General features: G+C 42.4%; 24 protein-coding genes, 1 tRNA gene and 1 pseudogene. 17 read left to right on the forward strand and 9 right to left on the reverse strand.

Going from position 1 to position 26,227, the window contains the following annotated elements; translation table 11 throughout:
- Positions 1–37: 37 nt before the first annotated feature.
- A tRNA-Pro gene (locus YWE_RS0103275) sits at positions 38–114 on the reverse strand.
- Positions 115–416: 302 nt separating this feature from the next.
- On the opposite strand from YWE_RS0103275, the gene fpr reads away from it, so the two are divergent.
- The 3 genes from fpr to tpiA all read left to right on the forward strand — a co-directional run bounded on the left by fpr (position 417) and on the right by tpiA (position 2,883).
- Positions 417–1,163: a ferredoxin--NADP(+) reductase gene (gene fpr / locus YWE_RS0103280; protein WP_029093232.1), complete on the forward strand. Its 747-nt coding sequence runs from the start codon at positions 417–419 to the stop codon at positions 1,161–1,163.
- A 121-nt stretch (positions 1,164–1,284) separates the two neighbouring features.
- Complete coding sequence (locus tag YWE_RS0103285; RefSeq protein WP_051323162.1) at positions 1,285–1,950, forward strand: DUF1454 family protein; 666 nt, start codon at positions 1,285–1,287, stop codon at positions 1,948–1,950.
- 162 nt (positions 1,951–2,112) lie between these two features.
- Positions 2,113–2,883 carry a triose-phosphate isomerase gene (gene tpiA, locus YWE_RS0103290; RefSeq protein ID WP_029093234.1) on the forward strand — a complete coding sequence of 257 codons (771 nt, stop codon included), beginning with the start codon at positions 2,113–2,115 and terminating at the stop codon, positions 2,881–2,883.
- An 85-nt stretch (positions 2,884–2,968) separates the two neighbouring features.
- On the opposite strand, the gene pfkA is transcribed toward tpiA, so the two are convergent.
- The 3 genes from pfkA to cpxP form a co-directional block, all read right to left on the reverse strand.
- On the reverse strand, positions 2,969–3,931 hold the full coding sequence (pfkA, locus tag YWE_RS0103295; protein ID WP_029093235.1) for a 6-phosphofructokinase: 963 nt from the start codon (positions 3,929–3,931) through the stop codon (positions 2,969–2,971).
- A gap of 364 nt (positions 3,932–4,295) precedes the next feature.
- Positions 4,296–5,174 carry a CDF family cation-efflux transporter FieF gene (fieF, locus tag YWE_RS0103300; RefSeq protein ID WP_029093236.1) on the reverse strand — a complete coding sequence of 293 codons (879 nt, stop codon included), beginning with the start codon at positions 5,172–5,174 and terminating at the stop codon, positions 4,296–4,298.
- A gap of 149 nt (positions 5,175–5,323) precedes the next feature.
- Positions 5,324–5,836, reverse strand: coding sequence for a cell-envelope stress modulator CpxP (gene cpxP, locus YWE_RS0103305; RefSeq protein ID WP_029093237.1), 513 nt, complete (start codon positions 5,834–5,836; stop codon positions 5,324–5,326).
- Between the two features lie 145 nt (positions 5,837–5,981).
- On the opposite strand from cpxP, the gene cpxR reads away from it, so the two are divergent.
- The 3 genes from cpxR to trmL are packed head-to-tail and all read left to right on the forward strand — an operon-like array spanning position 5,982 to position 8,582.
- A complete protein-coding gene (gene cpxR / locus YWE_RS0103310; RefSeq protein ID WP_029093238.1) occupies positions 5,982–6,680 on the forward strand; it encodes an envelope stress response regulator transcription factor CpxR in 699 nt (232 codons plus the stop codon).
- Entirely contained in the window at positions 6,677–8,056 is a 1,380-nt protein-coding gene (cpxA, locus tag YWE_RS0103315) for an envelope stress sensor histidine kinase CpxA (protein WP_029093239.1), read from the forward strand. Before cpxR ends, cpxA begins: the two co-directional genes overlap by 4 nt.
- Before the next feature lie 52 nt (positions 8,057–8,108).
- A complete protein-coding gene (gene trmL, locus YWE_RS0103320) occupies positions 8,109–8,582 on the forward strand; it encodes a tRNA (uridine(34)/cytosine(34)/5-carboxymethylaminomethyluridine(34)-2'-O)-methyltransferase TrmL (protein ID WP_029093240.1) in 474 nt (157 codons plus the stop codon).
- Between the two features lie 74 nt (positions 8,583–8,656).
- Here trmL and cysE read toward each other — a convergent pair whose 3' ends face one another.
- The 4 genes from cysE to YWE_RS0103340 form a co-directional block, all read right to left on the reverse strand.
- The gene (cysE, locus tag YWE_RS0103325; protein WP_029093241.1) at positions 8,657–9,457 is read right to left on the reverse strand and encodes a serine O-acetyltransferase; all 801 of its coding nucleotides are present in this window, start codon (positions 9,455–9,457) and stop codon (positions 8,657–8,659) included.
- A gap of 56 nt (positions 9,458–9,513) precedes the next feature.
- Positions 9,514–10,527, reverse strand: coding sequence for an NAD(P)H-dependent glycerol-3-phosphate dehydrogenase (gene gpsA / locus YWE_RS0103330; protein ID WP_029093242.1), 1,014 nt, complete (start codon positions 10,525–10,527; stop codon positions 9,514–9,516).
- The gene (gene secB, locus YWE_RS0103335; protein ID WP_029093243.1) at positions 10,527–11,003 is read right to left on the reverse strand and encodes a protein-export chaperone SecB; all 477 of its coding nucleotides are present in this window, start codon (positions 11,001–11,003) and stop codon (positions 10,527–10,529) included. The genes gpsA and secB overlap by 1 nt, the downstream gene beginning before the upstream one ends.
- 115 nt (positions 11,004–11,118) lie before the next feature.
- Positions 11,119–11,550 carry a rhodanese-like domain-containing protein gene (locus YWE_RS0103340; protein ID WP_099044314.1) on the reverse strand — a complete coding sequence of 144 codons (432 nt, stop codon included), beginning with the start codon at positions 11,548–11,550 and terminating at the stop codon, positions 11,119–11,121.
- 336 nt (positions 11,551–11,886) lie between these two features.
- Between YWE_RS0103340 and gpmM the strand changes: the two genes are divergently transcribed.
- The 9 genes and pseudogenes from gpmM (at position 11,887) to YWE_RS0103385 (ending at position 22,002) form a co-directional block, all read left to right on the forward strand.
- Positions 11,887–13,431 (forward strand): 2,3-bisphosphoglycerate-independent phosphoglycerate mutase, encoded by a 1,545-nt coding sequence (gene gpmM, locus YWE_RS0103345; protein WP_029093245.1) that lies wholly within the window; start codon positions 11,887–11,889, stop codon positions 13,429–13,431.
- 54 nt (positions 13,432–13,485) lie between these two features.
- Positions 13,486–14,769: a murein hydrolase activator EnvC gene (gene envC / locus YWE_RS0103350; RefSeq protein WP_309297366.1), complete on the forward strand. Its 1,284-nt coding sequence runs from the start codon at positions 13,486–13,488 to the stop codon at positions 14,767–14,769.
- Between the two features lie 41 nt (positions 14,770–14,810).
- Positions 14,811–15,731 carry a divergent polysaccharide deacetylase family protein gene (locus tag YWE_RS26460; RefSeq protein WP_373875623.1) on the forward strand — a complete coding sequence of 307 codons (921 nt, stop codon included), beginning with the start codon at positions 14,811–14,813 and terminating at the stop codon, positions 15,729–15,731.
- 99 nt (positions 15,732–15,830) lie between these two features.
- Positions 15,831–16,091 (forward strand): annotated as a pseudogene (locus tag YWE_RS31825) (glycosyltransferase); the annotation flags it as partial.
- A gap of 422 nt (positions 16,092–16,513) precedes the next feature.
- Positions 16,514–17,449, forward strand: a complete 936-nt coding sequence (rfaD, locus tag YWE_RS0103365; RefSeq protein WP_029093248.1) for an ADP-glyceromanno-heptose 6-epimerase — start codon at positions 16,514–16,516, stop codon at positions 17,447–17,449.
- Positions 17,450–17,565: 116 nt separating this feature from the next.
- The gene (rfaF, locus tag YWE_RS0103370; protein WP_029093249.1) at positions 17,566–18,615 is read left to right on the forward strand and encodes an ADP-heptose--LPS heptosyltransferase RfaF; all 1,050 of its coding nucleotides are present in this window, start codon (positions 17,566–17,568) and stop codon (positions 18,613–18,615) included.
- Positions 18,615–19,580 (forward strand): lipopolysaccharide heptosyltransferase RfaC, encoded by a 966-nt coding sequence (gene rfaC, locus YWE_RS0103375; RefSeq protein ID WP_029093250.1) that lies wholly within the window; start codon positions 18,615–18,617, stop codon positions 19,578–19,580. Before rfaF ends, rfaC begins: the two co-directional genes overlap by 1 nt.
- The gene (locus YWE_RS0103380) at positions 19,577–20,761 is read left to right on the forward strand and encodes a glycosyltransferase (RefSeq protein WP_029093251.1); all 1,185 of its coding nucleotides are present in this window, start codon (positions 19,577–19,579) and stop codon (positions 20,759–20,761) included. The genes rfaC and YWE_RS0103380 overlap by 4 nt, the downstream gene beginning before the upstream one ends.
- A complete protein-coding gene (locus YWE_RS0103385; protein ID WP_029093252.1) occupies positions 20,761–22,002 on the forward strand; it encodes an O-antigen ligase family protein in 1,242 nt (413 codons plus the stop codon). Before YWE_RS0103380 ends, YWE_RS0103385 begins: the two co-directional genes overlap by 1 nt.
- 807 nt (positions 22,003–22,809) lie before the next feature.
- Here the strand turns inward: YWE_RS0103385 and YWE_RS0103395 are convergent.
- Positions 22,810–23,769: a polysaccharide deacetylase family protein gene (locus YWE_RS0103395; RefSeq protein WP_029093254.1), complete on the reverse strand. Its 960-nt coding sequence runs from the start codon at positions 23,767–23,769 to the stop codon at positions 22,810–22,812.
- A 229-nt stretch (positions 23,770–23,998) separates the two neighbouring features.
- On the opposite strand from YWE_RS0103395, the gene YWE_RS0103400 reads away from it, so the two are divergent.
- Both YWE_RS0103400 and YWE_RS0103405 read left to right on the forward strand, forming a co-directional pair.
- The gene (locus YWE_RS0103400) at positions 23,999–25,129 is read left to right on the forward strand and encodes a glycosyltransferase family 4 protein (RefSeq protein WP_029093255.1); all 1,131 of its coding nucleotides are present in this window, start codon (positions 23,999–24,001) and stop codon (positions 25,127–25,129) included.
- Positions 25,126–26,226, forward strand: a complete 1,101-nt coding sequence (locus YWE_RS0103405) for a glycosyltransferase (RefSeq protein WP_029093256.1) — start codon at positions 25,126–25,128, stop codon at positions 26,224–26,226. Before YWE_RS0103400 ends, YWE_RS0103405 begins: the two co-directional genes overlap by 4 nt.
- The last annotated feature ends 1 nt before the right edge of the window (position 26,227 follow it).

Raw genomic sequence — 26,227 nt, forward strand, 5'->3', positions numbered from 1 at the left:
CGTAAAAAAACCTGCTCGAAAGCAGGTTTCTTAAAATTGGTCGGCGAGAGAGGATTCGAACCTCCGACCCACTGGTCCCAAACCAGTTGCGCTACCAAGCTGCGCTACTCGCCGATGAAGCGGGGCGAATGTTACTGCTGCTTTATCTTAACGTCAACCTCTTTCCATATTCCTACTGGCGATCGTAGATAAAACCATCAAGATGGTTATATATAGGTCAAATAAACAATGTATCCCCAGAAAAAATGAGGGTTAGGTCTTGATAACAAAATTATTTTTCACTGTAAATCTCTCAGAATTGTCACGAATAAATGATACTCTTCAGCCTCGGCTCAGCTAAAAACAGAATCTCGAGCCAGTAGTAACAAATAAAAGATAAAGTCCTAAACAAAACGTTCTCTAAGAGGAATAAGTTCATGGCTGATTGGGTTTCAGGTTCCGTAGTACACATCGACAACTGGACAGATGATTTATTTAGCTTACGCATTCATGCACCGGTACGCCCTTTTACCGCCGGGCAATTTGCTAAACTTGCTTTAGATATCAACGGTGAACGTGTACAACGAGCCTATTCTTACGTGAACTCACCGGATAACCCCGATTTGGAATTTTATCTGGTCACCGCATCCGGCGGAAAACTCAGCCCTAAGCTGCATCAACTCAAGGTCGGCGATCAATTATTGATCACTCAAGATGCGGCCGGATTCTTTGTCTTAGAAGAAATTCCTGACTGCGAGACCCTGTGGATGCTATCTACCGGAACAGCCATTGGCCCGTTCTTGTCCATTCTTCAGCAAGGCATTGACCTGGAACGCTTTAAACATATCGTTCTCGTCCATGCCGTCCGCTACAGCAAAGATTTAAGCTATCTGCCGCTAATGCGTGAGCTGGAGAACCGATATAACGGCAAGTTACGCATTCAAACGGTGGTCAGCCGCGAACAGGCAAAGGGTTCACTGGTTGGAAGAGTACCCGCCCTGATTGAAGATGGTCAGCTAGAGTCCAGCATCGGTTTGCCCATCAATGCTGAAAGCAGCCATGTGATGTTGTGCGGTAACCCGCAAATGGTAAAAGATACCCAACAATTGTTGAAAGAACAGCGTCATATGACAAAACACCTGCGCCGGAAGCCCGGGCACATAACCAGTGAGCAATACTGGTAAGTAGCTATCGGATGATGGTGGTCACTAAAATTGAATATTTTATGGCCGTATTTTGACAAGCTACTGACAACCGGTTTTAATCAGTATCAGGTATAACGTTCATTCGATCGGGACAAATCCTTTGGCAAAATCCGTCATCTGTAGTGCATGTAGTGCATGTAGTGCAATTATTCTGGCTGTAACGTTCAGTACTGCCGTGCTGGCGGATAATACTCCCGTGTCCGAAAAGCCTAAAGCAGCCACCAGTGCAGAACAGGTTGTCGCGCCTTATCTCAGAGAGGATGCTCCGGTTTTTAATCTCACTGCCGCCCAATTCAGAGAAAAATTCAATGCGGCTTATCCTCATATGGCACTGGCCGAGTATAAACCAATAAAAACACCGGAAGTGAAGTCCCCCCTGACTCGGGCAGCCAGCAGAATCAATAGCACCCTGTATTCATCAGTGGCACTGGATAAAAATCAACGTACTATTCGTAGTTTACAACTGACCTATATACCCGCAGAGCCGACGGAAGAAAAAACTGAAAAAGCCGAAACATTGGCTAAAACTGAAAAAATCAACAGGGCTACTTTAACAAACTACATTGCGGCATTTATCAATTTGTTTGAACCCACTCTGACCGCAGAAAAAAGCCAGCAGAAAGCAACAGAATTACTGGCAAAAGGCAAAGGTGCGCCCTTTTATCAGCAAACTGAAGGTACCCTACGCTTTGTTATAGCCGATCATAATGAAAAAGGTATAACATTCGCTATTGAACCGATTAAGCTGTCGCTATCTGACAAATAAGTAAGGTAAAGATGCACTAATAAATAAAAGCCAAGCCTTATGCTCTGAGTCGCTCTATACTGTAAAACAGCATGGACACCGTCCTGACAATTAATTTTATATCTGAAACATCTAACCCACTGTAATTTAAGTATTACTGTACAATCTGATTGGAGAAAAAATATGCGTCATCCATTAGTTATGGGCAACTGGAAACTCAACGGCAATAAAAATATGGTCAATGAGTTAATTACCGGTTTGCGCAATGAACTGAGCAGCGTCGATGGCTGTGATGTTGCTATCGCCCCGCCGTTCATTTATCTGGATCAGGCTAAACATCAGTTATCCGGTGGAAGAATTGTACTTGGTGCACAAAACGTTGATATCAATCTGTCTGGCGCATTTACTGGCGAAACCTCTGCCAATATGCTGAAAGATATTGGTGCAAAATTCATCATTATCGGTCACTCAGAGCGCCGGACTTACCACAAAGAAAGTGATGAGCTAATCGCTGAAAAATTTGCCGTAGTAAAAGAAGCGGGCTTAGTTCCGGTTCTGTGTATTGGTGAAACTGAAGCAGAAAATGAAGCAGGCCAGACTGAAGCCGTCTGTGCAAAACAGCTGGATGCGGTATTAAAAACCATGGGTGCTAAAGTATTTGAGAATACTGTTATTGCCTATGAGCCAGTATGGGCTATCGGCACGGGTAAATCAGCAACGCCTGCGCAAGCGCAGGCTGTTCACAAATTTATCCGCGATCATATTGCTAAGCACGATGCGGAGACCGCAGCTAAAGTTATCATTCAATACGGCGGCTCAGTCAACGCAGACAATGCTGCAGAACTTTTCTCTCAGCCAGATATCGATGGCGCATTAGTCGGTGGCGCATCATTAAAAGCTGACGCGTTTGCTGTGATTGTAAAAGCAGCCGCAGCCGCTAAGAAAGCGAAGTAATTCTCTACAATAGTAAAAGCCCCGCAATGTGAATTGCGGGGCTTTTTCATATCTGTTTGATATTAACAGGCCATAAAACGATGGTTTAAAATAGCTTCTTCGCGGTTTTCAGCCAGTCGCCTTTAAACGGACGCTTCATATTTTCAATGGCATCGATAATGTCATGATGAACCATTTTTTCATTCTGGATACCAACACAACGACCACCGTAGCCCTGAAGCAGAAGCTCAATGGAATAAGCCCCCATACGTGAAGCTAAAATCCGGTCATAAGGAACCGGTGAGCCACCGCGCTGAATGTGACCTAATACGGTCGCTCGGGTGTCGCGCTGAGTTTTTTCCTGAATATAACGGGCTAACTCATCGATATCGCAAATATGTTCGGTAATTGCCACGATAGCGTGCTTTTTACCTTTGCTGATTCCTGCCATGATTTCACAAACTAAATCATCGCGATCAAACTCAATTTCAGGCAGAACAATAAACTCACAGCCACCGGCAATAGCCGCAGCTAGAGTTAAATCACCGCAGTGACGCCCCATCACTTCAACAATAGAGATCCGCTGATGCGATGATGAGGTATCCCGTAGACGGTCAATGGCTTCAACCACGGTGCCCAAAGCGGTGAAAAAGCCGATGGTATAATCGGTTCCTGCAACATCATTATCTATTGTTCCCGGCAAACCAATGCACGGAAAGCCTTCTTCTGTCAGAAGTTTTGCGCCCATATAAGAGCCGTCACCACCGATAACGACCAGTGCATCAATTTCTCTCTTGCGTAAATTAGCAATACCTTTTTCACGCACGGCAGGATCACGGAATCCAGGGTAACGAACAGAACCTAAAAAAGTCCCGCCGCGGTTGATTACGTCGGATACGCTATAGCGATCTAACTGTTCCATACGGTCTTCACACAGCCCTTGATAGCCATCATAAATACCGAAAACTTCTAAACCGTCAGACAGCGCAGCTCTTACTACACCACGAATGGCTGCATTCATCCCCGGTGCATCACCACCACTCGTTAAAACGCCGATTCTTTTGATCATGACTACCTCTAAACTAACAGCTGTTATTTTTAGAAATCATTTTACGATAATGCCATGACGTGCATGGCGGAGAGACTGAGTAAACGTAAATCAGGCCTAAATACTGAGGCTCACTGCAACAAGCCAAACATACCGGAACAATTTGTAGGGTAATTCCGGTCAGATAAGCTATCAGGCCTTATTTCAGATAGATACGTTATCACCAACTCTCAAAGAGTATAGCAAAAACCCACTGCTGAATTGATTCAGTTTATGTTAAAAACAGTAATAATTTATACCAGATAATAATAATTAATGCTTTTACTTATCTGGCTATACTTCACTAATAATAGTACAAGACGGAAAAGCGATAGCTCAGCTTATCTTACTGGGCAATAACCGAGTAGGGATCCTGATGGATAATAACTTCGGAATTTGGAAAATGCTTAAGAATGTCCTTCTCAACGTTATCCGCAATCTGATGAGCCTCAATTAAAGGTAACTCATCTGCCATTTCCACATGCATCTGAATAAATCGAGTCGGCCCAGATTGTCGGGTACGCAGATCGTGAGCGCCGATAATTCCGGGCCAGGATAGCGCAATTCTCATAATTTCTTGCCGTTCTTCGTCAGGCAGGGCCCTATCGAGCAAGGTCTGTACCGCATCGTAAGCCATACGAAGTGCGCTATATAAAATATATACGCCAATAGCCAGAGCAAAAATAGCATCTGCATGAAGAAAACCATACATACTCAGGCCTAAAGCAATAAGGATCGCACCGTTCATAAAAATATCAGACTGGTAATGCAACATATCTGCACGAATAGCCTGACTCTCCGTCTTTCTTACTACCCAACGCTGAAATGTCACCAAACAAAGGGTTGTGACTAAAGAAATAAGAGTGACGGCAATACCTACACCGGCGAATTTTATCGGCTGAGGATTAACTAAATGCTGGAAACCGGTTAAAAATAGAAAAATCGCACTACCGCTGATAAACATGCTTTGTGCCAGCGCGGCTAATGATTCAGCCTTACCGTGACCAAAAGTATGCTGATGATCGGCAGGCTGCAAGGAATAGCGCACAACCAGTAAATTTGTTAACGAAGCGGCGATATCAACAAACGAGTCAACTAAGGCCGCCAGTAAACTGACTGAACCGGTTAACCACCAAGCGATAACTTTAACTAATAGCAAAACAGATGCTGTCAGAGTGGCACATATTGCTGCTCGCCTGACTAATCGCCCGTATTGTTCAATCACTACCTAATCCCCAAACCTGACTTATTTAGCCGTTAGTATAGCGATTTTTAGACAAAAAAANCCCCGCCGTCAATGGCGGGGAAGACATGGATGGTGTCTAAGGCAAGGAAAAACATACATCATAGGATACTACATACAACTACATACAATTACTGCGGGTTTGGTTCTTGGTACTTCAGCATTTGGTCTAAATTCTTTTGCATCTTCACCATCATTTCTGCATGGTTTTGATTAAATTTAGCCTTCTGCTCCGGCGTTAATAAGTTATAAAACTGATTATTAACTTTTGCCGATGCTACCTGCCGTTCTATTTGTGCTTTAGCTATGGTCTCAGCCTGTGCACGAACAGCATCTTCATCAAATTTGTCAGCGGTGATAAATTTATGCATCGCTTCTATGTTGTCCATATGCATCTTTGGCATCGCGTCGTGATAATTCTGACGCATCAGGTCACGCATTTGCTGACGTTGTTTTTCGGTTAGATTTAAACCGTCAAACATGCCATGCTTATGCATCACTTTGTGATGCTTCATTGCTTCACCGTTATCCGTAGAAACAGGACTAGAATTTATTAGCTCAGACGGTTTTGCTTCTGCAGCCAACACTGTTGATGTGCTCAGTGCTAACATTGATGCCATAATTAAGGTATTTACTTTACGCATCATACTCTCCGCAAACTTCGCTATGTTGAACCGATGAAGAGAGTCTACTGCACCGGATGAAAACTAGCGTCAGTGCATGTAAATGTGTGTAAAGTCATGGAATACCGCCATCTAATCGAGTAATTTTGCTGCCGGAGGAAACATTATGAGTAAAATATTGCTTGTTGATGACGATCGTGAAATCACGTCATTATTAGAAGAATTGCTAGAGTTAGAAGGATTCGACGTTATTGTTGCTTATGATGGTGAACAAGCAATAAGTATGATGGACGATAGTGTAGACCTACTGTTACTCGATATTATGATGCCAAAGAAAAATGGCATTGATACATTAAAAGAGTTACGCCAAAACTACCAAACTCCGGTCATTATGCTTACGGCCCGCGGCAGTGAATTAGATCGCGTTCTGGGCCTTGAACTGGGTGCCGATGATTACCTGCCAAAACCGTTTAACGATCGTGAATTAATTGCTCGTATTCGTGCAATTCTAAGACGTTCAAACTGGAGTGAGCAGCAACAAGAACCTGAAAACAGTTCTAATACATTACAAGTTGATAAACTGCGTCTGAATCCGGGGCGTCAGGAAGCCAGCTTTGACGGCGTAACGTTGGACCTCACCGGTACAGAATTTACTTTACTCTATCTGTTAGCACAGCGCTTAGGTCAGGTTGTTTCCCGCGAATATTTAAGTCAGGAAGTGCTGGGGAAACGATTAACCCCGTTTGACCGCGCCATTGATATGCATATTTCAAACCTAAGGCGCAAACTCCCTGAACGCCATGACGGGCTACCTTGGTTTAAAACCCTGCGCGGGCGCGGCTATCTGATGGTGACCGTAACATGATAACCCTTAATAGCCTGACAACCCGCATTTTTGCGATTTTCTGGCTGACATTAACGCTGGTGTTAATGGTGGTATTAATGGTGCCTAAACTGGATTCCCGCCAGTTGGCACCAGTGCTTGATAACGAACGCCGCCAGGGAACAATGCTAGAGCAGCACGTTGAAGCTGAACTGGCCAGTACGCCAAACAGCGACCTCATGTGGTGGCGCAGATTACTCCAAACCATTGAAAAGTGGTCTCCACCCGGTCAGCGGATGCTTTTAGTCACCAGTGAAGGCCGGATTGTCGGCGTTCTCAAACGTAATGAAATGCAGATGGTGCGTAACTTCATCGGTCAGGCCGATAACGCTGACTATCCGATGAAGAAAAAATATGGCCTGCTCGAAATGCTGGGCCCGTTCTCTGTCCGCGATAGAGAAGAGCATTATCAGCTTTATTTAATGCGCCCGGCTAACAGCCCTCAGTCCGATTTTATTAACCTGTTATTTGACCGCCCGTTACTTATGCTGGCAGTTACCATGGTAATCAGCATTCCGCTGTTATTGTGGCTGGCATGGAGTCTGGCAAAACCGGCTCGCAAGCTTAAACAGGCCGCCGATGAAGTCGCCAGAGGTAACCTTAAAGAATCGCCCGAGCTGGAGTTTGGCCCGCTGGAATTTCGCGCGGCAGGAGCCAGTTTTAACCAAATGGTCAGCGGTCTTGATCGAATGGTAAAAGCCCAACAGCGTCTGATATCCGATATTTCTCATGAGCTACGCACTCCGTTAACCCGCCTTCAATTAGCCACAGCCTTAATGCGCCGGCGTCATGGCGAATTCAAAGAACTGGCCAGAATAGAAACTGAAGCTCAGCGTCTGGATAACATGATCAATCATCTTTTGGCTCTTTCACGCAATCAGTATAAAAGTGAAATCTCCAGAGAACGCCTGTTAGCTAATGAGCTATGGGCTGATGTACTGGATAATGCAAAATTTGAAGCTGAACACACCGATAAAAAATTGGAAATAGCCGTACCTCCGGGGCCATGGCCAATTTTTGGCAATCGGACTGCGCTAGACAGCGCCCTGGAAAACGTTATTCGCAATGCATTCCGCTACTCGCATAATCATATTGTCGTGACTTTTCACTGTGACGATCAAGGCATTGAGATTCATGTTGATGATGATGGTCCGGGTGTTGCAGAAGAAGACCGCGAGCAGATATTCAGGCCGTTCTACCGCACGGATGAAGCACGGGATCGTAACTCCGGAGGCTCTGGTTTAGGCCTTGCCATTGTCGAATCAGCCATCAGCCAACATGGCGGATGGGCTAAAGCGGATAAGAGCCCCTTGGGCGGCCTGCGTTTGACTATTTGGCTACCACTCTATTCTCGCTAGTTCTAGCGATGCTTAATTTCTGTTATTCTGCGCCTCTCTAATCGGGGGGCGCATGTTAAATATCGTTTTATTCGAACCAGAAATACCACCAAATACCGGTAATATTATCCGCTTATGTGCCAATACTGGCTTTCAGTTGCATCTGATTGAACCACTAGGTTTTACTTGGGATGATAAAAGGCTCCGTCGTGCCGGGCTGGATTACCATGAATTTGCAGCCATCAAGCGCTACAAAAACTATCAGGCATTTATCTTAAATGAAGCCCCTGCACGCCTTTTTGCGCTAACGACTAAAGGAACGCCTGCACACAGTGCGGTTACTTATCAGGCCGGAGATTACCTGCTGTTTGGCCCGGAAACTCGGGGGTTACCGATGGAGATACTGGATAGCCTGCCGAAGAATCAAAAAATTCGTATTCCTATGCAACCGGATAGCCGCAGCATGAATTTATCAAATGCGGTCTCAGTGGTTGTATATGAAGCGTGGAGGCAATTAGGTTACTCAGGCGCCCTGCATAAAGAGTAATGCGTTCTAGATGAATTACAGACGCGTTGGAAGGGAATAACACAACGACGCTTAAGCTAAGCGTCGTTGTCAGATTAGATATCTTCTTTTAGGCCATTGAAGTTCTGGTCCATTTCCATTGATGGTTTATCACTGCCTGATTGACCAACAATGCGCGCAGGAACACCCGCGACGGTAGTATGGGGAGGTACTTCCTGTAAAACCACGGAGCCAGCACCAATCTTAGCTCCGCGACCGACCTCAATGTTACCTAAAATTTTAGCGCCGGCGCCAATCATAACGCCTTCACGAATCTTAGGATGTCGATCTCCGCCTTCTTTACCGGTACCACCTAAAGTCACTGACTGTAAAATCGATACGTCGTTATCAACCACCGCCGTTTCGCCGATAACAATACCGGTGGCATGGTCCAGCATAATGCCGCAGCCAATACGAGCAGCCGGATGGATATCTACGCCAAATACGACAGAAACCTGATTTTGAAGGTAAATAGCCAGGGCTTTACGATTCTGCTGCCAAAGCCAATGACCTACCCGATAGGCCTGTAAAGCATGAAAACCTTTCAGATAAAGCAGCGGGGTGGAATATTTATCAACCGCAGGGTCACGCTGACGCACGGCTAAAATATCGCGTGCCGCAGACTCAATCATATTACTGTCTGACTTAAAAGCGGCTTCGATAATCTCTCTGACGGAGATTGCCGGCATGGTTGCACTGGCCAATTTATTGGCCAAAATATAGCTAAGAGCATTACCCAGAAATTCATGATTCAAGAGCGTCGAATGGAAAAAGCTGGCTAATATTGGTTCACACTCCACCAATTTCCGCGCTTCAACTTTAATTTCATTCCAGACTTGTGTTGATTCTAATGACATTCCGGCTCCTGCTCACACCATTGACGCTGATAAAGTAAAACAGGTCATGATATAAATTAATTTGTTGTTTTTTCGTCTTTACTGGTTCGGCTAAGTAACGCTATCGCCGCTTCACGAGCATCTTTGCCAGCGTAAAGTACTTGATATATTTGTTCTGTAATTGGCATTTCTACGCCGTAGCGTTGAGACAATATCCAGACCTCTTTAGTATTCCTATAACCTTCAACCACTTGCCCGATTTGCTTTTGAGCCTCATCGACGCTTTTACCTTCGCCCAGCATAATACCGAAACGACGGTTACGGGATTGATTATCAGTACAGGTCAACACCAAATCCCCTAAGCCAGCCATGCCCATAAATGTGGCAGGTTTAGCACCTAAGGCTTCTCCCAGACGGCTCATTTCAGCCAATCCACGAGTGATCAATGCAGTACGAGCGTTAGCACCAAAGCCAATACCATCTGACATTCCGGCGCCAATTGCGATCACATTTTTTACCGCACCGCCAAGCTGCACCCCGATAAAGTCAGGATTACTGTACACCCTGAAGCTCTTACCGCAGTGTAAAAGTTTTTGCAGATCGTCAGTAAAAGTAGGATCCGATGAAGACACCGCGATAGCCGTAGGCAAACCTGCAGCCAGTTCTTTGGCAAACGTGGGCCCGGAAATAACGGCGAGCGGGATAGCATCGCCCAAAGCTTCTCTGGCGACCTCTTGCAATAAACGGCCGGTATCCGCCTCCAATCCTTTAGTTGCCCAGACAATACGAGCATCAGATTTTAAATAAGGTTTAATCTGACGAAGAACATTCCCAAACACATGGCTTGGTACAACCACCAAAATGTCACGACTGGCACTAATAGCCAGTTGGAGGTCTGTTTGAAGCTGTAGATTATCGGGGAAGGTTACGTCTGGAAGGAAAGCCTGATTTTTTCTATCTTGTTGTAGCGTATTAATATGTTTGGGATCGTGCCCCCACAACACGACAGAGTGACCATTACGCGCTAGCGTAATGGCTAATGCGGTGCCGTATGAACCGGCACCGATTACAGTCATATCGACCTGTTTCATTACGCGTCCTGACGCGGTGCAGCTGCACCTTGTTCGGCCTCGGCTTGCTGTTGTAAATAATTCATGAACAGCGCATCAAAATTAACCGGAGCTAAATTTAACTGAGGGAAGGTTCCGCGAGAAACTAGGCTAGTAATACATTCACGGGCATAAGGGAACAGAATATTCGGGCAATATGCACCTAAACAATGTGCCATTTGTGAATCATCAAGGCCTGTCACATTGAAAATACCAGCTTGCTGCACTTCACATAGAAAAGCAGTATCGTCGCCCAATGCTGAAGTCACGGTAACGCGAAGAACAACTTCAAATACACCATCAGCCAGCTGATTAGAGGCCGTATCTAAATCCAACTTCACTTCCGGTTCCCACTCTTTTTGGAAAATAAGCGGTGCGCCAGGAGCTTCAAAAGAGACGTCTTTGGTGTAAATACGCTGGATTTGAAAAGCCATTTCTGGGCTACTTTGTTCTGACATATGAATATTACCTTGTAAGTTAAATGTCCTTTTAATGTTGCCGTAAGGCTTTAGCCTAAAGCAACCATCCGGAATGTATTAAAAAAGAACGCTGGACTGCGCCTGCACAAATTTATTATTTACCACGAACTAACGGTAAATTATCTGCGGTCCAGCCAGACAAACCATTCTTCAGTATATAAACCTGTGTAAAACCTTCTTTCACTAACGCATCAGCCGGCGCTCTTGCACTGGTTCCATTAGCACAAAGAACGATAACCGGACGCTCTTTATGTTTATCTAAAACGGCTAACGTACCGTTTTTGATATCCGTTGGCGTTAAGTTAATAGCACCAACAATGTGCCCTTTACGGAACTCATCAATAGTACGGGTATCAACAACCACAGCCTCTTCGGAATTAATAAGGCGGGTAACATCTGAATTACTCACTTCCTTTACTTTTGAAAGTGTAGTCTTAAATGTCGTAAAAATTACGGCGACCAGTAACCCAACCCAAGCAAAGCTCAATATTGGGTGGGCAGTAACAAATTGAATAGCTTGTTCCATCATGGAGGATAACGACTCTCGCTGTTTTGGGATTTATAATTAAGGTTATGGAGTATACCTGCGCACCGCATCAATTACAGCCAAATATACCGACACTATTGTAGAAAATACGGTGCATCTCTAAGAATTTTATCAAGAGTCAGGACTACATACATTGAAAAATAGCAAAAACAGATACCAATGTCTGATTTTTACGCTTATTTTTTTCTGACTGTAGTAAAATTAATGTAAATGACGATGTCTATAGCACCTATCGTTACCTCCTATTTCTTAACGTGGTATAAAGATACTACGAGCCATAAACTTTAATATGATGTTATTTAAGAGGTTATTGTAATGTCGACCGTAAAAAAACCAATAGTACTCGTGATTCTTGATGGTTACGGCCATCGTGAAGAGCAACAAGACAACGCCATTGTTAATGCAAAAAAGCCGGTCATGGACGAATTGTGGAAAAATTATCCACACACTCTCATCGCGGCTTCGGGATTAGACGTTGGTTTACCTGATGGCCAAATGGGTAACTCTGAAGTAGGTCACGTTAACCTTGGCGCCGGTCGTATCGTTTATCAGGATCTGACCCGTTTAGATAAAGAAATTAAAGATGGCGACTTCTTCACCAATGCCACATTAACCTCAGCCGTTGATAAAGCGGTTGCTGCAGGCAAAGCCGTGCACATCATGGGCTTAATGTCACCTGGTGGCGTACATAGCCATGAAGACCATATCTTAGCGATGATTGAACTGGCGTCAAAACGCGGCGCTAAGGCTGTCTACCTGCATGCATTCCTGGATGGTCGCGATACCCCACCCCGTAGTGCGGAATCAACACTGAAACGATTCACTGATGAATTTAAAAAACTGGGTACTGGCCGGGTTGCCACCATCATTGGCCGTTACTACGCAATGGATCGTGATAACCGCTGGGACCGCGTACAGTTAGCCTATGACCTGATGGTTGATGCTAAAGGTGAGTTTACTGCAGATAATGCAGTAAGCGCATTACAAGCAGCTTACGCGCGCGATGAAAATGATGAGTTCGTCAAACCAACGGTAATTCAACAAGCAGGCGAACCTTCTGCAGCAATGCAAGATGGTGACACCTTAATATTTATGAATTTCCGCGCCGACCGAGCACGCCAGATCACCCGTACATTTATTAACCCTGACTTTGACGGTTTTAAACGTAATCGCGTGGTTAACTTTGGCGAATTTGTGATGTTAACTGAATACGCGGCGGATATTAAAGCCTCGTGCGCTTACCCACCGGAATCACTTAACAATACGTTTGGTGAGTGGTTAATGAAGCACGATAAGACCCAATTACGTATCTCTGAAACTGAAAAATACGCTCATGTCACCTTCTTCTATAATGGTGGTGTTGAAGAACCATTTACTGGTGAAGACCGTATTCTGATCAATTCCCCTAAAGTCGCGACTTACGATCTCCAGCCGGAAATGAGTTCAGCTGAGCTGACAGAAAAATTGGTTGGTGCCATTAAGAGTGGTAAGTACGACGCGATTATCTGTAACTACCCAAATGGTGATATGGTCGGACATACCGGTATTTATGATGCGGCAATCAAGGCAGTTGAAACGCTGGATGCATGCGTTGGCCAAGTAGTTCAAGCGGTTAAAGAAGTCGGTGGTCAACTACTAGTAACGGCAGACCATGGTAACGCGGAACAAATGCGCGATCCTGCAACTGGTCAGGCTCATACGGCTCATACCAGCTTGCCAGTTCCGCTTATTTATGTCGGGAAACCGGCTAAAACACTGGAAGGTGGCAAGTTATCAGACCTTGCTCCAACCATGCTAAGCCTGATGGGTATGGAAATTCCACCAGAGATGACTGGTAAGCCGCTATTCATCGTGGAATAATCCTTTCCTATGAAGGAAAAGATTTTTTACTGTCCACAAATGATTTGGGGGTCGATGGTGCAAGTATATAATTGTCACAATGCACTATTCACATCGGCCCTCCATTTTGGTTTTTCGGTTATTTGCGCCAGTGCACTTTATGCTGGCGCGCTTTTATATCCTCAGGCCGCACACGCCGAAGATAATAAGCAACAGCTCAATACCATACTGCAGGACATTGCAGAAAAAGAAAAAAACGTTCAACAACAGCAACAAAAACGAGATTCACTGCAAGAGCAGTTGCGGGAACAAGAAAAATCTATAGCCCAATCCAGCTTAACCCTGCGTAGTACCCAATCCGACCTCACGGCCATTGGCGGTGAAATTGGCTCACTAACGTCAAATATCAAAAAACTTCAGAAACAACAGAATATCCAACAGGATTATCTGGCTAAGCAGTTAGATGCCGCATTCCGCCTTGGGAAAAGCTCCGAGTTTCAGCTCATCCTTGAAGGTGAAGACAGCCATCGCAGTGAGCGAATTCTGGCTTATTACGGCTATCTGAATGAATCACGTCAAAACGCCATCAATGAACTCAAAGAGACTCAAACCGATTTGGCGCTTGAAAAAAATAAATTACAACAAAAGCAAAGCCAACAGAAAACCTTGCTGGATCAGCAGAAACTGGCGCAAGAAAAACTTGAATCGGCCAGACAGGCACGTAAACAAACGCTGGGAGAACTCGATGTCTCTATACAAGCCGACCGTCAAAAGCTGGCTGAGTTAAAGAAAAATGAGTCCCGCCTGAGAGATCAAATAGCCAAGGCTGAACGTGAAGCAAAAGCCCGAGCAGAAAGAGAACAAAAAGAAGCTGAAAAATTAAGACAAAAACAGCAGCAGGCAGTAAAAAAAGGATCTTCCTACAAACCAACTGAAGAAGAGCGGGCATTAATGTCCCGTACTGGCGGACTAGGTCGACCAGCAGGACAAGCAATATGGCCGGTAAAAGGCCAAGTCAGCCACCGATTTGGTGAAGCATTACAGGGTGAATTACGTTGGAAAGGCATGGTCATCAATGCTCCGGAAGGCAGTGAAGTTCGGGCTATTGCGGACGGACGCGTGCTACTTGCCGATTGGTTACAGGGCTATGGCTTAGTGGTCGTTATCGAACACGGCAAAAGTGATATGAGCCTGTATGGCTATAACCAAAGCGCCATTGTCAGTGTCGGAGCTCAGGTCAAAGCAGGGCAGCCTATTGCGCTGGTCGGTACCAGCGGCGGCCAAGGTGAACCTTCTTTATACTTTGAAATTCGTCGTCAGGGTCAGGCGGTTAATCCTCAACCATGGCTGGGCAAATAGTTATGATTAATATTAGGCTCGCCATCCCTCTGCTATTAGCCATGCTGAGCCCGAATGCACTGGCAACCCCGGCTAAACTGGCTATTGTTATTGATGATTTTGGCTATCGTCGGCATAACGAAGAGCAAATTTTACAGCTCCCGGCGGCAATCTCTGTCGCTATATTGCCCAATGCGCCGTTATCTAAAGAAATGGCTAAGAAAGCGCATCAACAAGGTCATGAAATTTTGATTCATATGCCGATGGAACCCATCAGTAAACAGCCATTGGAACGGGATACTTTACGCCCGACGATGAATAAACAGGAAATTCAGCGAATTATTGCCCAAGCTATCCATAACGTCCCTAATGCAAAGGGCATGAATAACCATATGGGAAGCGCAATGACTTCAGATCTCGCCGCAATGCAGCGAGTAATGGGGACGCTTAGCCATTATCAACTTTACTTTCTTGATAGCATGACGATTGGTAGCAGTAAGGCCACTCAAGCGGCACAGGGTACCGGAGTACAAGTTGTGAAAAGAAAAGTTTTTCTTGATGATGACCAAAGTGATGCGGCAGTGCTAAAGCAGTTTAATCTTGCCGTCAAAATGGCGCAGAAAAATGGTTCAGCCATCGCCATAGGTCACCCACATCCAAGTACTGTACGCGTTTTGCAGAATAGGCTACCCACATTACCGGCTGACGTGGTGCTGGTTCCCGTTAGCGCCCTCTTGCCTTCAGCCCCACCAATCACACTACCTTCGCATGAGAATACACAGCAAAAGCTTCCTGAGCTGACAATGGCTCAACGTTGCCCTAGCCCGGAATCAATCAACACAATTAATCCTACGGCTACCTATGCGACGGTAAAAAACACCGTGGGCGCGTCTCCTTTGGCGCTGTCAGTCTATTCTTATTTAGCCTACTGTAGCGCCTCTTATCAAAACCTATCACCATCTAAACCGATGGTAAAAAAGTAACCACTCACCTATTCTTGCATGCCAATTAAGCATGGTTAATTGAACAAAAACAGTCTCTACGTTACTATTCGCTCCTCTCTGTTCAATGGCGGTCTGTCTATGTTTTCTTTATCTGTATGCGTTTTGACGTTTAATTCTGCGCGCTTATTAAAAGACGTCTTATCGCCGTTAGTTGATATCGCTGATGAACTCATCATTGTCGACTCAGGAAGTTCTGACGACACCTTAAGCATATGCCAAGAGTTCAGCATAACCCCAAGCTACCGGGCTTATACTACGCATGGCGAACAGATGAACTTCGCCATCTCACTGACCAACAATTCGTGGGTCCTCTGCATGGACAGCGATGAAATCATTGATAAAAAAAGTAGAGAGATCAAAAAGATAGTTTTCTGTATGTCACTCTGTTGGTTCGTGCTTGATAAGTTATAAAAGAGTTCCCCTTTCTCTTGTTCGTGGATCCTTCAGCACACTTAGCTTGCTCTCGAAATAACATATGTTCAACAGTGGCTGAAGAGATGGCAAAGTTGATATAATCACAGGTACTTATGCCGTTGCCTATAGCTTAATGAAATACTTGAAAGCCTGGTATCAACATGACGGCAAGCGTAAGTAATTAACTGAAATTTATCATATTCAATAGAACTACTCATTCTAGCCTGGTGTCTATTGCTAGGCGCGTTATGCCATTGAAGTATGGCTAGTAGTATAATAATCGCTCATGAAGGTGTAGTCTCCGGCTACATCAGATAAGTACTTATATCGGAATAAATGGTGAGACCATGATTATCGTTACCGGCGGTGCTGGATTTATTGGCAGCAATATCATTAAAGCATTAAATAAAATGGGCTATCAGGACATTCTGGTTGTCGATAACTTAAAAGATGGAACTAAATTTGCCAATCTGGTTGATTTAGAAATTGCCGACTACATCGACAAAGAAGACTTTATTGCCAATATTATGGCCGGTGATGACCTCGGTGATATCGATGCAGTCTTCCATCAGGGCGCTTGTTCATCAACCACAGAGTGGGATGGCAAGTATATGATGGATAACAACTATCAGTACTCCAAAGATCTGCTCCATTATTGTTTAGATCGTCAAATTCCATTCCTCTATGCTTCTTCAGCAGCAACCTACGGCGGACGTAGCGATAACTTTGTTGAAAATAGAGAGTTTGAACAACCGCTGAACGTTTACGGGTACTCTAAGTTTCTTTTCGATCAATATGTTCGCCAGATTCTGCCACAGGCTGAATCACAAATTTGTGGTTTCCGTTACTTCAACGTTTATGGGCCAAGAGAAAACCACAAAGGCAGCATGGCCAGCGTTGCTTTTCATCTGAATAACCAGATTAACAATGGAGAGAATCCAAAGTTATTCTCAGGAAGCGAAGGCTTTAAGCGCGATTTTATTTACGTCGGTGATGTGGCTGATGTTAATCTTTGGTTCTGGAAGAACGGTGTCTCAGGTATTTACAACTGTGGAACCGGCCGCTCAGAGTCCTTCCAGGCCGTTGCTGATGCTGTTTTAGAATTCCACAAAAAAGGTCACGTCGAATATATTCCATTCCCGGAAAAACTAAAGGGCCGCTACCAGTCCTTTACTCAGGCTGACCTGACTAAGCTAAAAGACGCCGGTTATAACGCGCCGTTCAAAACCGTGGCAGAAGGCGTTGCCGAATATATGATCTGGCTGAATAAAGATAACCTATAAATAATAATTCGTTGCCAGATACTGATACAAAGCCTGAGTTAAAAACTCAGGCTTTGGTTCTAATTTAAAATATTGTTATAAAGAGCTGAGACTGTGTCATCGGAGCAAAACAGAGCATGAAAACGCTGATTATAGGGCCATCCTGGGTCGGTGACATGATGATGTCCCAAAGCCTTTATCGTTCACTGAAAGTTCAAAATCCTGATGTTGTAATAGACGTCATGGCCCCGGCGTGGTGTCGCCCGCTGCTGGCTCGCATGCCGGAAGTTAATCAAGCACTACCCATGCCCCTGGGGCATGGTGCCTTGGCTATTGGACAGCGTTATCAGCTAGGAAAACAGCTTCGCGACCAAAGCTATAAACAGGCTATTGTCTTACCCAATTCATTTAAGTCTGCGCTAGTCCCCTTCTTTGCTCAAATCCCAAAACGAACCGGCTGGCGCGGCGAGATGCGTTATGGCCTGTTAAATGACGTTAGGGTATTAGATAAAATCGCTTTTCCTTTGATGGTTCAGCGCTATGCCGCGTTGGCATACGATAAAAACGATATTCATAGTGCAGAAGATATACCTCAGCCTATTCTTTGGCCTCAGCTACATGTTAATCAACAAGAGATCGTTGATACCACGGCTAAATTCAATCTTTCAGGCGACCGTTTAACCATTGGCTTTTGCCCTGGAGCGGAATTCGGCCCGGCTAAACGCTGGCCGCACTATCACTACGCGGAGTTAGCCAAAAACTTAATCGACCAAGGTTATCAAATCGCCCTGTTTGGTTCGGCAAAGGATAAAGAGGCCGGAGAGCAGATTCGAAGCGCCCTTCCGCAGGATTTACAGCCACATTGTTATAATCTTGCTGGAGATACTCAGCTAGAACAGGCGGTTATTCTTATTGCGGGCTGCGCTGCTGTGATAAGTAATGATTCAGGTCTGATGCATATTGCTGCCGCACTCAATAAGCCACTGATTGCGCTATATGGCCCAAGCAGCCCAGACTTCACGCCACCATTGTCACATCAGGCAAAAGTTATTCGCCTTATCGAAGGCTACTTTAAAATTCGTAAAGGTGATGCCCAGCAAGGTTATCACCAAAGCCTGATAGATATCCTGCCTGAACGGGTTTTGGTTGAACTCAATATGTTATTAGCCAATGAAGGTCCTAAATAATGCGGGTTCTGATCGTCAAAACTTCATCTATGGGTGATGTCCTGCATACGCTACCCGCACTGACGGATGCCCGGCTGGCAATACCTGATATACAATTTGACTGGGTAGTTGAGGAAGGCTTTTCTCAAATACCTGGCTGGCATTCTGCCGTTGACCGTACGATTCCTGTAGCCATAAGGCGCTGGAGAAAATCGTGGTTTCATTCAGATACCCGTAAAGAAAGAAAGGCGTTTATTACCAGCCTGCAACAATATCAATACGATGCCGTTATTGATGCTCAAGGTTTGATTAAGAGTGCAATATTAGTCACGCGTAAAGCCAGAGGCGTAAAACATGGGCCAGACTGGAACAGTGCCAGAGAGGCGGTAGCCAGTTGGTTTTACGATATTAAACATTCAGTGGCTAAAAACCAACATGCGGTAGAGCGAACTCGGCAACTATTTGCAATGAGCTTGGGCTATGAGATACCAACCCAAAAAGGTGATTACGGTATTGCCTCGCGTTTTAACGCAACGCCTTGTGAAGATGCTAATCAATACTTAGTTTTCCTGCATGCGACAACCCGTGACAATAAACACTGGCCGGAGCAGCACTGGCGAGAGCTAATCGCTCTGACAGCGGTATCAGGACTAAAGATTAAGCTTCCATGGGGAGCTCCCCATGAACACGAAAGAGCAATACGTTTAGCCGAAGGCTTTCAACATGTCGAAGTTTTGCCTAAACTATCCCTTGGAGAAATAGCTCAGGTCTTAGCTGGCGCAAAAGCCGTGGTTTCCGTGGATACCGGCCTAAGCCACCTAACCGCCGCTCTGGATCGTCCGAATATTACGTTATACGGGCCGACAGATCCGGGGTTGATTGGGGGGTATGGGGAGAATCAGGCTGAAGTACGGGCGCCTGATAATAATTTATCATTGCTGGAAGCTCCAGCAGTTGAAACAAAGTTGAGAAAATTCATACAATGAAAACACTACATGTTATCAACTTAGGTAAGCTCGGTGGCGTTGAGAGACTTTTTCTTGAATATATCAATGGTGAAAATGCAAAGAATGACCAAATACTTTGTATTGGCGATCATATTGGTGAAGAAATATTCAGTCAGTTAAAAAATAAAAACATCCGTTTCGCGAATCGAATTTGTTCTACTTTAAAAATTAAATACCCTTCGTTTATTAGAAAGTATGTTCTAAAAAGAAAAATTGAGCAGGCCAATGCAGATTTGGTTATTGTATGGGATCTCGTTCTCAGCCTTCCGGCCAAACCTTCAAAAGGCAAAATAGTATATTATGACCATGGATGTTCATGGCGGTATAAGCATAATAAAAAGACGTTACAATTTTTTGCTATGTTAGATGGCTGCCTTGCTGCATCAATCGCATCAAAAAGAGTGATGCAATTAAGATTTAACTTACCTTGTGATATATACGTTATTGCCAATAGAATTGTCGTTCCACAAAATATTGATCATTCACCGAGAAATATTGGGCACCAAATAAGGCTAGGAACGGCATCCAGACTGGTTGGATTAAAAGGTATAAGCGTATCTATTCTTACAATCAAGGAATTAGTTGAACGAGGTGTGGATATTTCATTGGTTATTGCTGGGAAAGGTCCTGACCAAGAACATCTAGAAGAGCTAGTAAATAAACTTAACTTACAAAATCATGTTAAATTCTTAGGTTTTCAGAGTGACCTATCTGATTTTTTTAATAATATTGATATATACATGAGCACGCCTATAACGGAACCCTTTGGTTTATCCTGTATGGAGGCTCTATATTATGGTGTTCCAGTTATATTCCCGATGATAGATGGGCAGCCAGAAGTTATACTCGATAAATATTGTGGCATTGGGTTAATCCCTAAAGTTACACCTGAAGAACATTATGCAGATACAGGTATTAATGTTGATTTCCCACATGAAATCTATGATCCAATTAATGACTGTTTATCTGAAGCACTCGTTCTTTCTCATATTGAATGTGCAGATGCCATTGAAAATATAATTAACAATCATTATAAAGAATATAGAAAAAATGCATTTAATTATGTAGATGAATCTTTTCAACATAACAAATTCAAAGATGAATTACGCACTGCATTAATTACTATAAATCAGAAAAAAGAAAAAAGAAAACAAATATAATGATTATTAACATTAGTAGAGTTAGATCTATTTTATACACAACTACTATAATCTGTTGTTTATTAGCTTTAGTACTAGCCCCATTAGGCATATCTATCGGGCGAAAAATATTTTACTGGTCCTTTTATATTTCTCTAGCTGGTCTTTTAATAAATATCAATAAATCTTTTTATGAAATAAAAAAAGAAGATATTATCATTAGCATTTCCATACTATTATTTGGTCTAGTAAATATTTTATGGGTTTTTATCTATAAACCTATAGATGGCAATAGTCCAATTTATCCTATTCTTATAAGGATAGGGAAAATACTAGTTATGTCATCTTTTTTATATTTGTTCTTATCTAGTGAAAAGTTAAAGTTTAATATAAAAAACTATATATTATTAATAAGTGTTATTATAAATTTGTATGTTTTTTATGAGCATTTTTCCTTAGGAATTAGACGAGCTGAATTAGGAACCGAACGAGCTACAATTGCAGCCTATATAATTAGCATTATAAGCTCACTAACACTTTCAATTATATTTAAATTAAAAATAAGCTTCAAACCTTATATTGCGTTATGTTATTTTATTTTTAGCCTTTCTGCAATAACACTAACACAGACTCGAGCTGCTATTATTACATTTCCATTATTATCTTTATTAATGATAATAATGGACAAGGACATATCTAAAAAAAATCTAGCAAAAACCTTATGTATTTGTCTAATCCCATTAATAGGGCTATGTTTTTTATTTAAATCAACACTAGAATCCCGTTATAATGAAATGAAAAATGACATTTTTTTATATCAACAATCAAACAGTAATTCTTCAATCGGAGCTCGATTTGCAATGGTCATTTCAGGATTAAAAACTGGCCATGATAATATATATGGGCAATCGGCAGAAAATAGAACCAAAGAAATTAATCAATTAATCACCAATGATGGTTCTTTATTTGGAGCGGGAATATACACAAACGTTCATTTACATAATGAAATAGTAGATAATTTATCTATTAAAGGTATCTTTGGCGTTATCTCATTATTGCTTATCTATATGTCTTTATTATACTCTTCATTAAGAAATGGCATGAACATATCAACATTCATTATAACGTTAAGTATCATAATATATGGACTAAGTGATGTATTGTTTTTTAGTAAAGAATTCACATTTACATTTATATTATGCCTAATAATAAGTAATCTATTGGGTAACAAAAAGCCAAAGATTAATTATAATGAGAAATAACTTCTCACTTAGCATTATAATAGCGAGAGAGATATAATATCATACTTAAACTCGATAGTTTCTCAAGTGAATCATCATGTTCAAATTGTTATTGATGATGATTCCACTGGTAATTATGATGATATGTTAGAAAATAATTATTGGTCTGTTCTTGAGCCAATAATAGACTCAAGAAAACATGACCTTATTGATTTCAATTACCATCGTTTTTTTGATAAAAATGGGAAATTTAATATATTAAAAAAAATAAAATAACCAAGCAAGTAGATTCATTATCTGAGTGGCATGTATGGACTCAAATAATAAGAAAAGATAGAGCTAATTTTAAATAGAGAAGCGTTATGAAGATATGCTTTATACTCCTTATGCATATCTGCGTTCTGAGAGAACATTACCTCTAAATAAGGTGTTTTATTTATATCGAGATATCCCTGATAGTATTACTAGTAATGTTAAAGAAAGTAATATCCATAATGTTGTTTTTTCTGTACAAAAAATGATTAATTACATCAAGAAGACTGTTCAAGGGGATAGTCAGTATCTAAAAAACTAACAATACATATGTTAATTAATTATTTCAAAGAAGTAAGAAAGATGTAAAATAAGTTATATGGTCACTATAATTATAAAGAAGAAACCAGTAAAGATATAAGTAGATCACTATCACACTATGATATGAAATATATTAATTTCAAGACATATTTACAAATGAAATATAACCGCATAGATAAATTTACATCATGGATAAGATATATTTTAAAGACACACTAAACTCACAGTATATACATATACGATTGGGAGTTTAACTTAGCCCATTAATTTATACTGATAAAACTCAGCCATCGTCATCCCAATACAACGCTGGCTTAACCACTCGAATAATTCATCAAGATCTTGATAAAGCTGCTCTATAGCAGCCTGATCTTTAAACGTCGGGCTTCCTCCCGGCATAAACTCGGATGAGTGAAGCATAAACTCGACATAATCTTTGCCTTCATCAAGACACTGCTGGGCAACGAGTTTCATATCCGTGACGTTATTTCCACTAGGCCGAAGCCAGCGTGTAGAAGGCGGGCGCTTTTTTCCACGTAAACGATCGTAAATCAGCTTAAAGCCGTTATGAAATGCGCCATACTTTAGACGAGTACTCATCGGCACCTGTAGGAGAGTTGATGAACCGGGCTTAGCAATGTTATCCAAATCCATAAAATAGGCACCATCAGGAAACTGGCTGTAGTCCGTTCCACCATTCCCTTGTGGATTACCTTTAACACCACTCCAATCGACATAAGGTGTCACCGAGCAGTCAACCAGATAACCAAGCTGATGCAACAACTTGGCGTAATAAGCATTAAATGCCCAGCGCCCAGCCCGATGACTTAACATTTTTATACCAAATGTATTTTCCAATAACTCAGTCATAAAGGTGACTTTTTCCAGAATGACATTTTCAGGATACTCTATCAAATAGGGTTTATGGCGATTATCATCAGGAGTTAATGGATATATTGGCGGGCTATTCCATGCATGTAAGTGCATACCGACTTCTCCCTGATTGCGTTCAATAACACCTTTAGCAAAAGAGATATACTCGGGAGAAACGGCCATTTCATAGTTAGTCAAATAGGTTGGTTTGAATCCGTACTTTTCACAGATATCCTGAAAACGCTGAAGATATTTAGCATTCTCAGTAGAGATAACCTCAGGGGATCCCCATAAGTTATCACCTTCAGTATCGATTGAGATAAGAAAAGCCGGTTTTTTCATGAGAGTAATCGTTCACTATATCTAAAAAATAATGGGTTCCATGCTACGCATACCGACCATCCTATGCAATAACCATAAAATGGGGAATATTTGTCTACATGCTTATTTGTTATGACCAAGCATATACTTATAAGCTAGATTATGTATGAATATAGCTAAACCATTTTGCTACCATACATAATGTAATGGTTAAAAATACTCTGTCTATTCCCAAAAGGAGCTGCGCTTAATGAGCCAAATTCGCCTCGCTATTGTTCGCCAAAAATATCGCCCGGACGGCGGAGCTGAGCGATTCATTTCCCGCGCGCTGTCGGCACTCAATCAGCATAATTTATCCCTCAACGTCATCACTCGTGAGTGGCAAGGTGAAAAGAGCCCTGACTGGAATATCCTTACATGTAACCCGATAAAATGGGGACGCATTAGCCGCGAAAGGGGATTCGCTTTCGCCGCCAGAGCGATATGGGAACGAGAAAAATTTGACTTAGTACAAAGCCACGAACGCATTGCAGGTTGTGACATTTATAGAGCCGGAGATGGTGTTCACCGACAGTGGTTACAACAGCGGGCAAGAATTTTACCGAACTGGAAACAAAAATTGTTGTTTACCGATCGTTACCATAGATATGTCATGAACGCTGAACAAGAGATGTATACAGCGCCAGAGCTAAAAGCTGTTATCTGTAATGCTGAGATGGTCAAACAAGAGATCATCCAAAATTTTAACCTGCCAGAAGATAAAATAACGGTCATATACAACTCAATAGACCACAATCATTTTACTCCAGGTTCTGAGATTAATCGAATAGAGGTCCGGAATAAGTTATCGATCCCCTTAACAGCATCCTGTCTGATTTTTGTCGGTTCCGGCTTCGAAAGAAAGGGGCTATCCGCAGCAATTCAAGCTATCGCTAAGACAGATCATTATCTGATAGTCATCGGCAAAGATAAGAAAAGCAGTCAATATGAAGCTCAAGCGAAAACCCTTGGATGCCATAATAGAGTCCGGTTCTTAGGCATGAAAAATGAAACCCTGCCCTATTATCAGGCGTGCGATGGGCTCTTATTGCCGACACTTTACGATCCTTTCCCTAACGTTATTCTCGAAGCTCTGTCATGTGGACTACCCGTCGTAACCAGTACGACCTGTGGCGGTGCTGAGTTTATTAATCAAGGACATGAAGGCTACGTTTGTGATGCCCTTGATATTAATGCATTAAAAGATGCAATTACCGCTTTACCTAAAGCCGCCGATGCCGAAAAAATGTCACAAGCTGCGAGATGCCGAATTATGGATTATACGCCAGAAAATCTATCGCGCAGTTTGATTAATCTTTATGAAAAAGTACTACAAAAATGAAGCAACATATTTTATTTATTATTGACGGTCTCCCCGGTGGCGGAGCCGAAAACGTTACCTTAACCCTTGCTGCAGGACTGAGCAGTAAAGACTTCAATGTTTCATTAATATCCTTACAAAATAAATTGGATTATGTGATTCCCGATAAGGTTAACTACCAGCTTGTACCAGACGATTATCGAGGTCCGTTTAGAAAATTAACTGAGCTATCTCGCCGAGCAAAACAGCTTGATAAGGCGCTGGAATTAATAGAACTTAAGTATGGAAAACCAAGTTTGGTTGTTTCAAGCTTACACAAAACCGATCGTATTGTTATCAAATCACAAAAGTTAGCGACCTATAATGTCTGGCATTGTATACATGGGATGCTATCTAATTCTTATCTTGCTAATAGAAATAAATTTAGCTATTTACTCAAGAAATCAAAAATAAAACGCGTTTACAATAACCGGAATATTATTACTGTTTCATCCTCCGTTGCTGAAGATCTAATCAATAAATTTGACATTAAGCCTAAGTCAATAAAAGTAATATATAACCCGTTTGATATAGAAAAAATCAGAAAACTATCATTAGAAAATAATCCATTTGAGTCCGAAAACTATATTATTCATGTAGGTAGATTTCATTCAGTTAAGCGTCATGACAGATTATTAGAAGCCTATAGCCTGACAGATATTGCTGCAAAACTGATCATTCTTGGTAAAGGGGACTCTAGGGCTGAGGAATCGATTAAACGTAAAATTACTGAGCTAGGTTTAACCGACAGAGTCATTCTAGCTGGTTTTCACAGTAATCCATTGCCGATTATTCGTGGTGCTAAAGTCACAATAATCAGTTCAGATAGTGAAGGATTACCGACCGTTTTAATCGAATCACTAATATGTAATACCCCGATTGTTAGTACTAACTGCCCTGGAGGGGTCAGTGAAATCATGGTTGGTAATCTTAGCTACTATTTATCAGATATGAATGCGAAAAGCCTCGCCGAGAAAATATCTTTAGCCTATAACAACCCACCGGTTATTGAGGATAATATGATAGAAAAGTTTAGTTATGATAAAATACTCAACCAGTATATTTCCTTAATAAAATAAT

Source organism: Budvicia aquatica DSM 5075 = ATCC 35567, assembly GCF_000427805.1.
GTDB lineage: Bacteria > Pseudomonadota > Gammaproteobacteria > Enterobacterales > Enterobacteriaceae > Budvicia > Budvicia aquatica.

Excerpts from the sequence above, each read along its gene's own strand:
- cpxA (WP_029093239.1), top strand. The coding sequence starts at position 6,677 with ATGATAACCCTTAATAGCCTGACAACCCGCATTTTTGCGATTTTCTGG.
- YWE_RS0103400 (WP_029093255.1), top strand. The coding sequence starts at position 23,999 with ATGAGCCAAATTCGCCTCGCTATTGTTCGCCAAAAATATCGCCCGGAC.
- fpr (WP_029093232.1), top strand. The coding sequence starts at position 417 with ATGGCTGATTGGGTTTCAGGTTCCGTAGTACACATCGACAACTGGACA.
- envC (WP_309297366.1), top strand. The coding sequence starts at position 13,486 with ATGGTGCAAGTATATAATTGTCACAATGCACTATTCACATCGGCCCTC.
- YWE_RS0103385 (WP_029093252.1), top strand. The coding sequence starts at position 20,761 with ATGATTATTAACATTAGTAGAGTTAGATCTATTTTATACACAACTACT.
- trmL (WP_029093240.1), top strand. The coding sequence starts at position 8,109 with ATGTTAAATATCGTTTTATTCGAACCAGAAATACCACCAAATACCGGT.
- YWE_RS0103395 (WP_029093254.1), bottom strand. The coding sequence starts at position 23,769 with ATGAAAAAACCGGCTTTTCTTATCTCAATCGATACTGAAGGTGATAAC.
- secB (WP_029093243.1), bottom strand. The coding sequence starts at position 11,003 with ATGTCAGAACAAAGTAGCCCAGAAATGGCTTTTCAAATCCAGCGTATT.
- cpxP (WP_029093237.1), bottom strand. The coding sequence starts at position 5,836 with ATGCGTAAAGTAAATACCTTAATTATGGCATCAATGTTAGCACTGAGC.
- YWE_RS0103405 (WP_029093256.1), top strand. The coding sequence starts at position 25,126 with ATGAAGCAACATATTTTATTTATTATTGACGGTCTCCCCGGTGGCGGA.
- cpxR (WP_029093238.1), top strand. The coding sequence starts at position 5,982 with ATGAGTAAAATATTGCTTGTTGATGACGATCGTGAAATCACGTCATTA.
- gpsA (WP_029093242.1), bottom strand. The coding sequence starts at position 10,527 with ATGAAACAGGTCGATATGACTGTAATCGGTGCCGGTTCATACGGCACC.
- tpiA (WP_029093234.1), top strand. The coding sequence starts at position 2,113 with ATGCGTCATCCATTAGTTATGGGCAACTGGAAACTCAACGGCAATAAA.
- rfaF (WP_029093249.1), top strand. The coding sequence starts at position 17,566 with ATGAAAACGCTGATTATAGGGCCATCCTGGGTCGGTGACATGATGATG.
- YWE_RS26460 (WP_373875623.1), top strand. The coding sequence starts at position 14,811 with ATGCTGAGCCCGAATGCACTGGCAACCCCGGCTAAACTGGCTATTGTT.
- YWE_RS0103380 (WP_029093251.1), top strand. The coding sequence starts at position 19,577 with ATGAAAACACTACATGTTATCAACTTAGGTAAGCTCGGTGGCGTTGAG.
- pfkA (WP_029093235.1), bottom strand. The coding sequence starts at position 3,931 with ATGATCAAAAGAATCGGCGTTTTAACGAGTGGTGGTGATGCACCGGGG.
- rfaD (WP_029093248.1), top strand. The coding sequence starts at position 16,514 with ATGATTATCGTTACCGGCGGTGCTGGATTTATTGGCAGCAATATCATT.
- rfaC (WP_029093250.1), top strand. The coding sequence starts at position 18,615 with ATGCGGGTTCTGATCGTCAAAACTTCATCTATGGGTGATGTCCTGCAT.
- gpmM (WP_029093245.1), top strand. The coding sequence starts at position 11,887 with ATGTCGACCGTAAAAAAACCAATAGTACTCGTGATTCTTGATGGTTAC.
- cysE (WP_029093241.1), bottom strand. The coding sequence starts at position 9,457 with ATGTCATTAGAATCAACACAAGTCTGGAATGAAATTAAAGTTGAAGCG.
- YWE_RS0103340 (WP_099044314.1), bottom strand. The coding sequence starts at position 11,550 with ATGGAACAAGCTATTCAATTTGTTACTGCCCACCCAATATTGAGCTTT.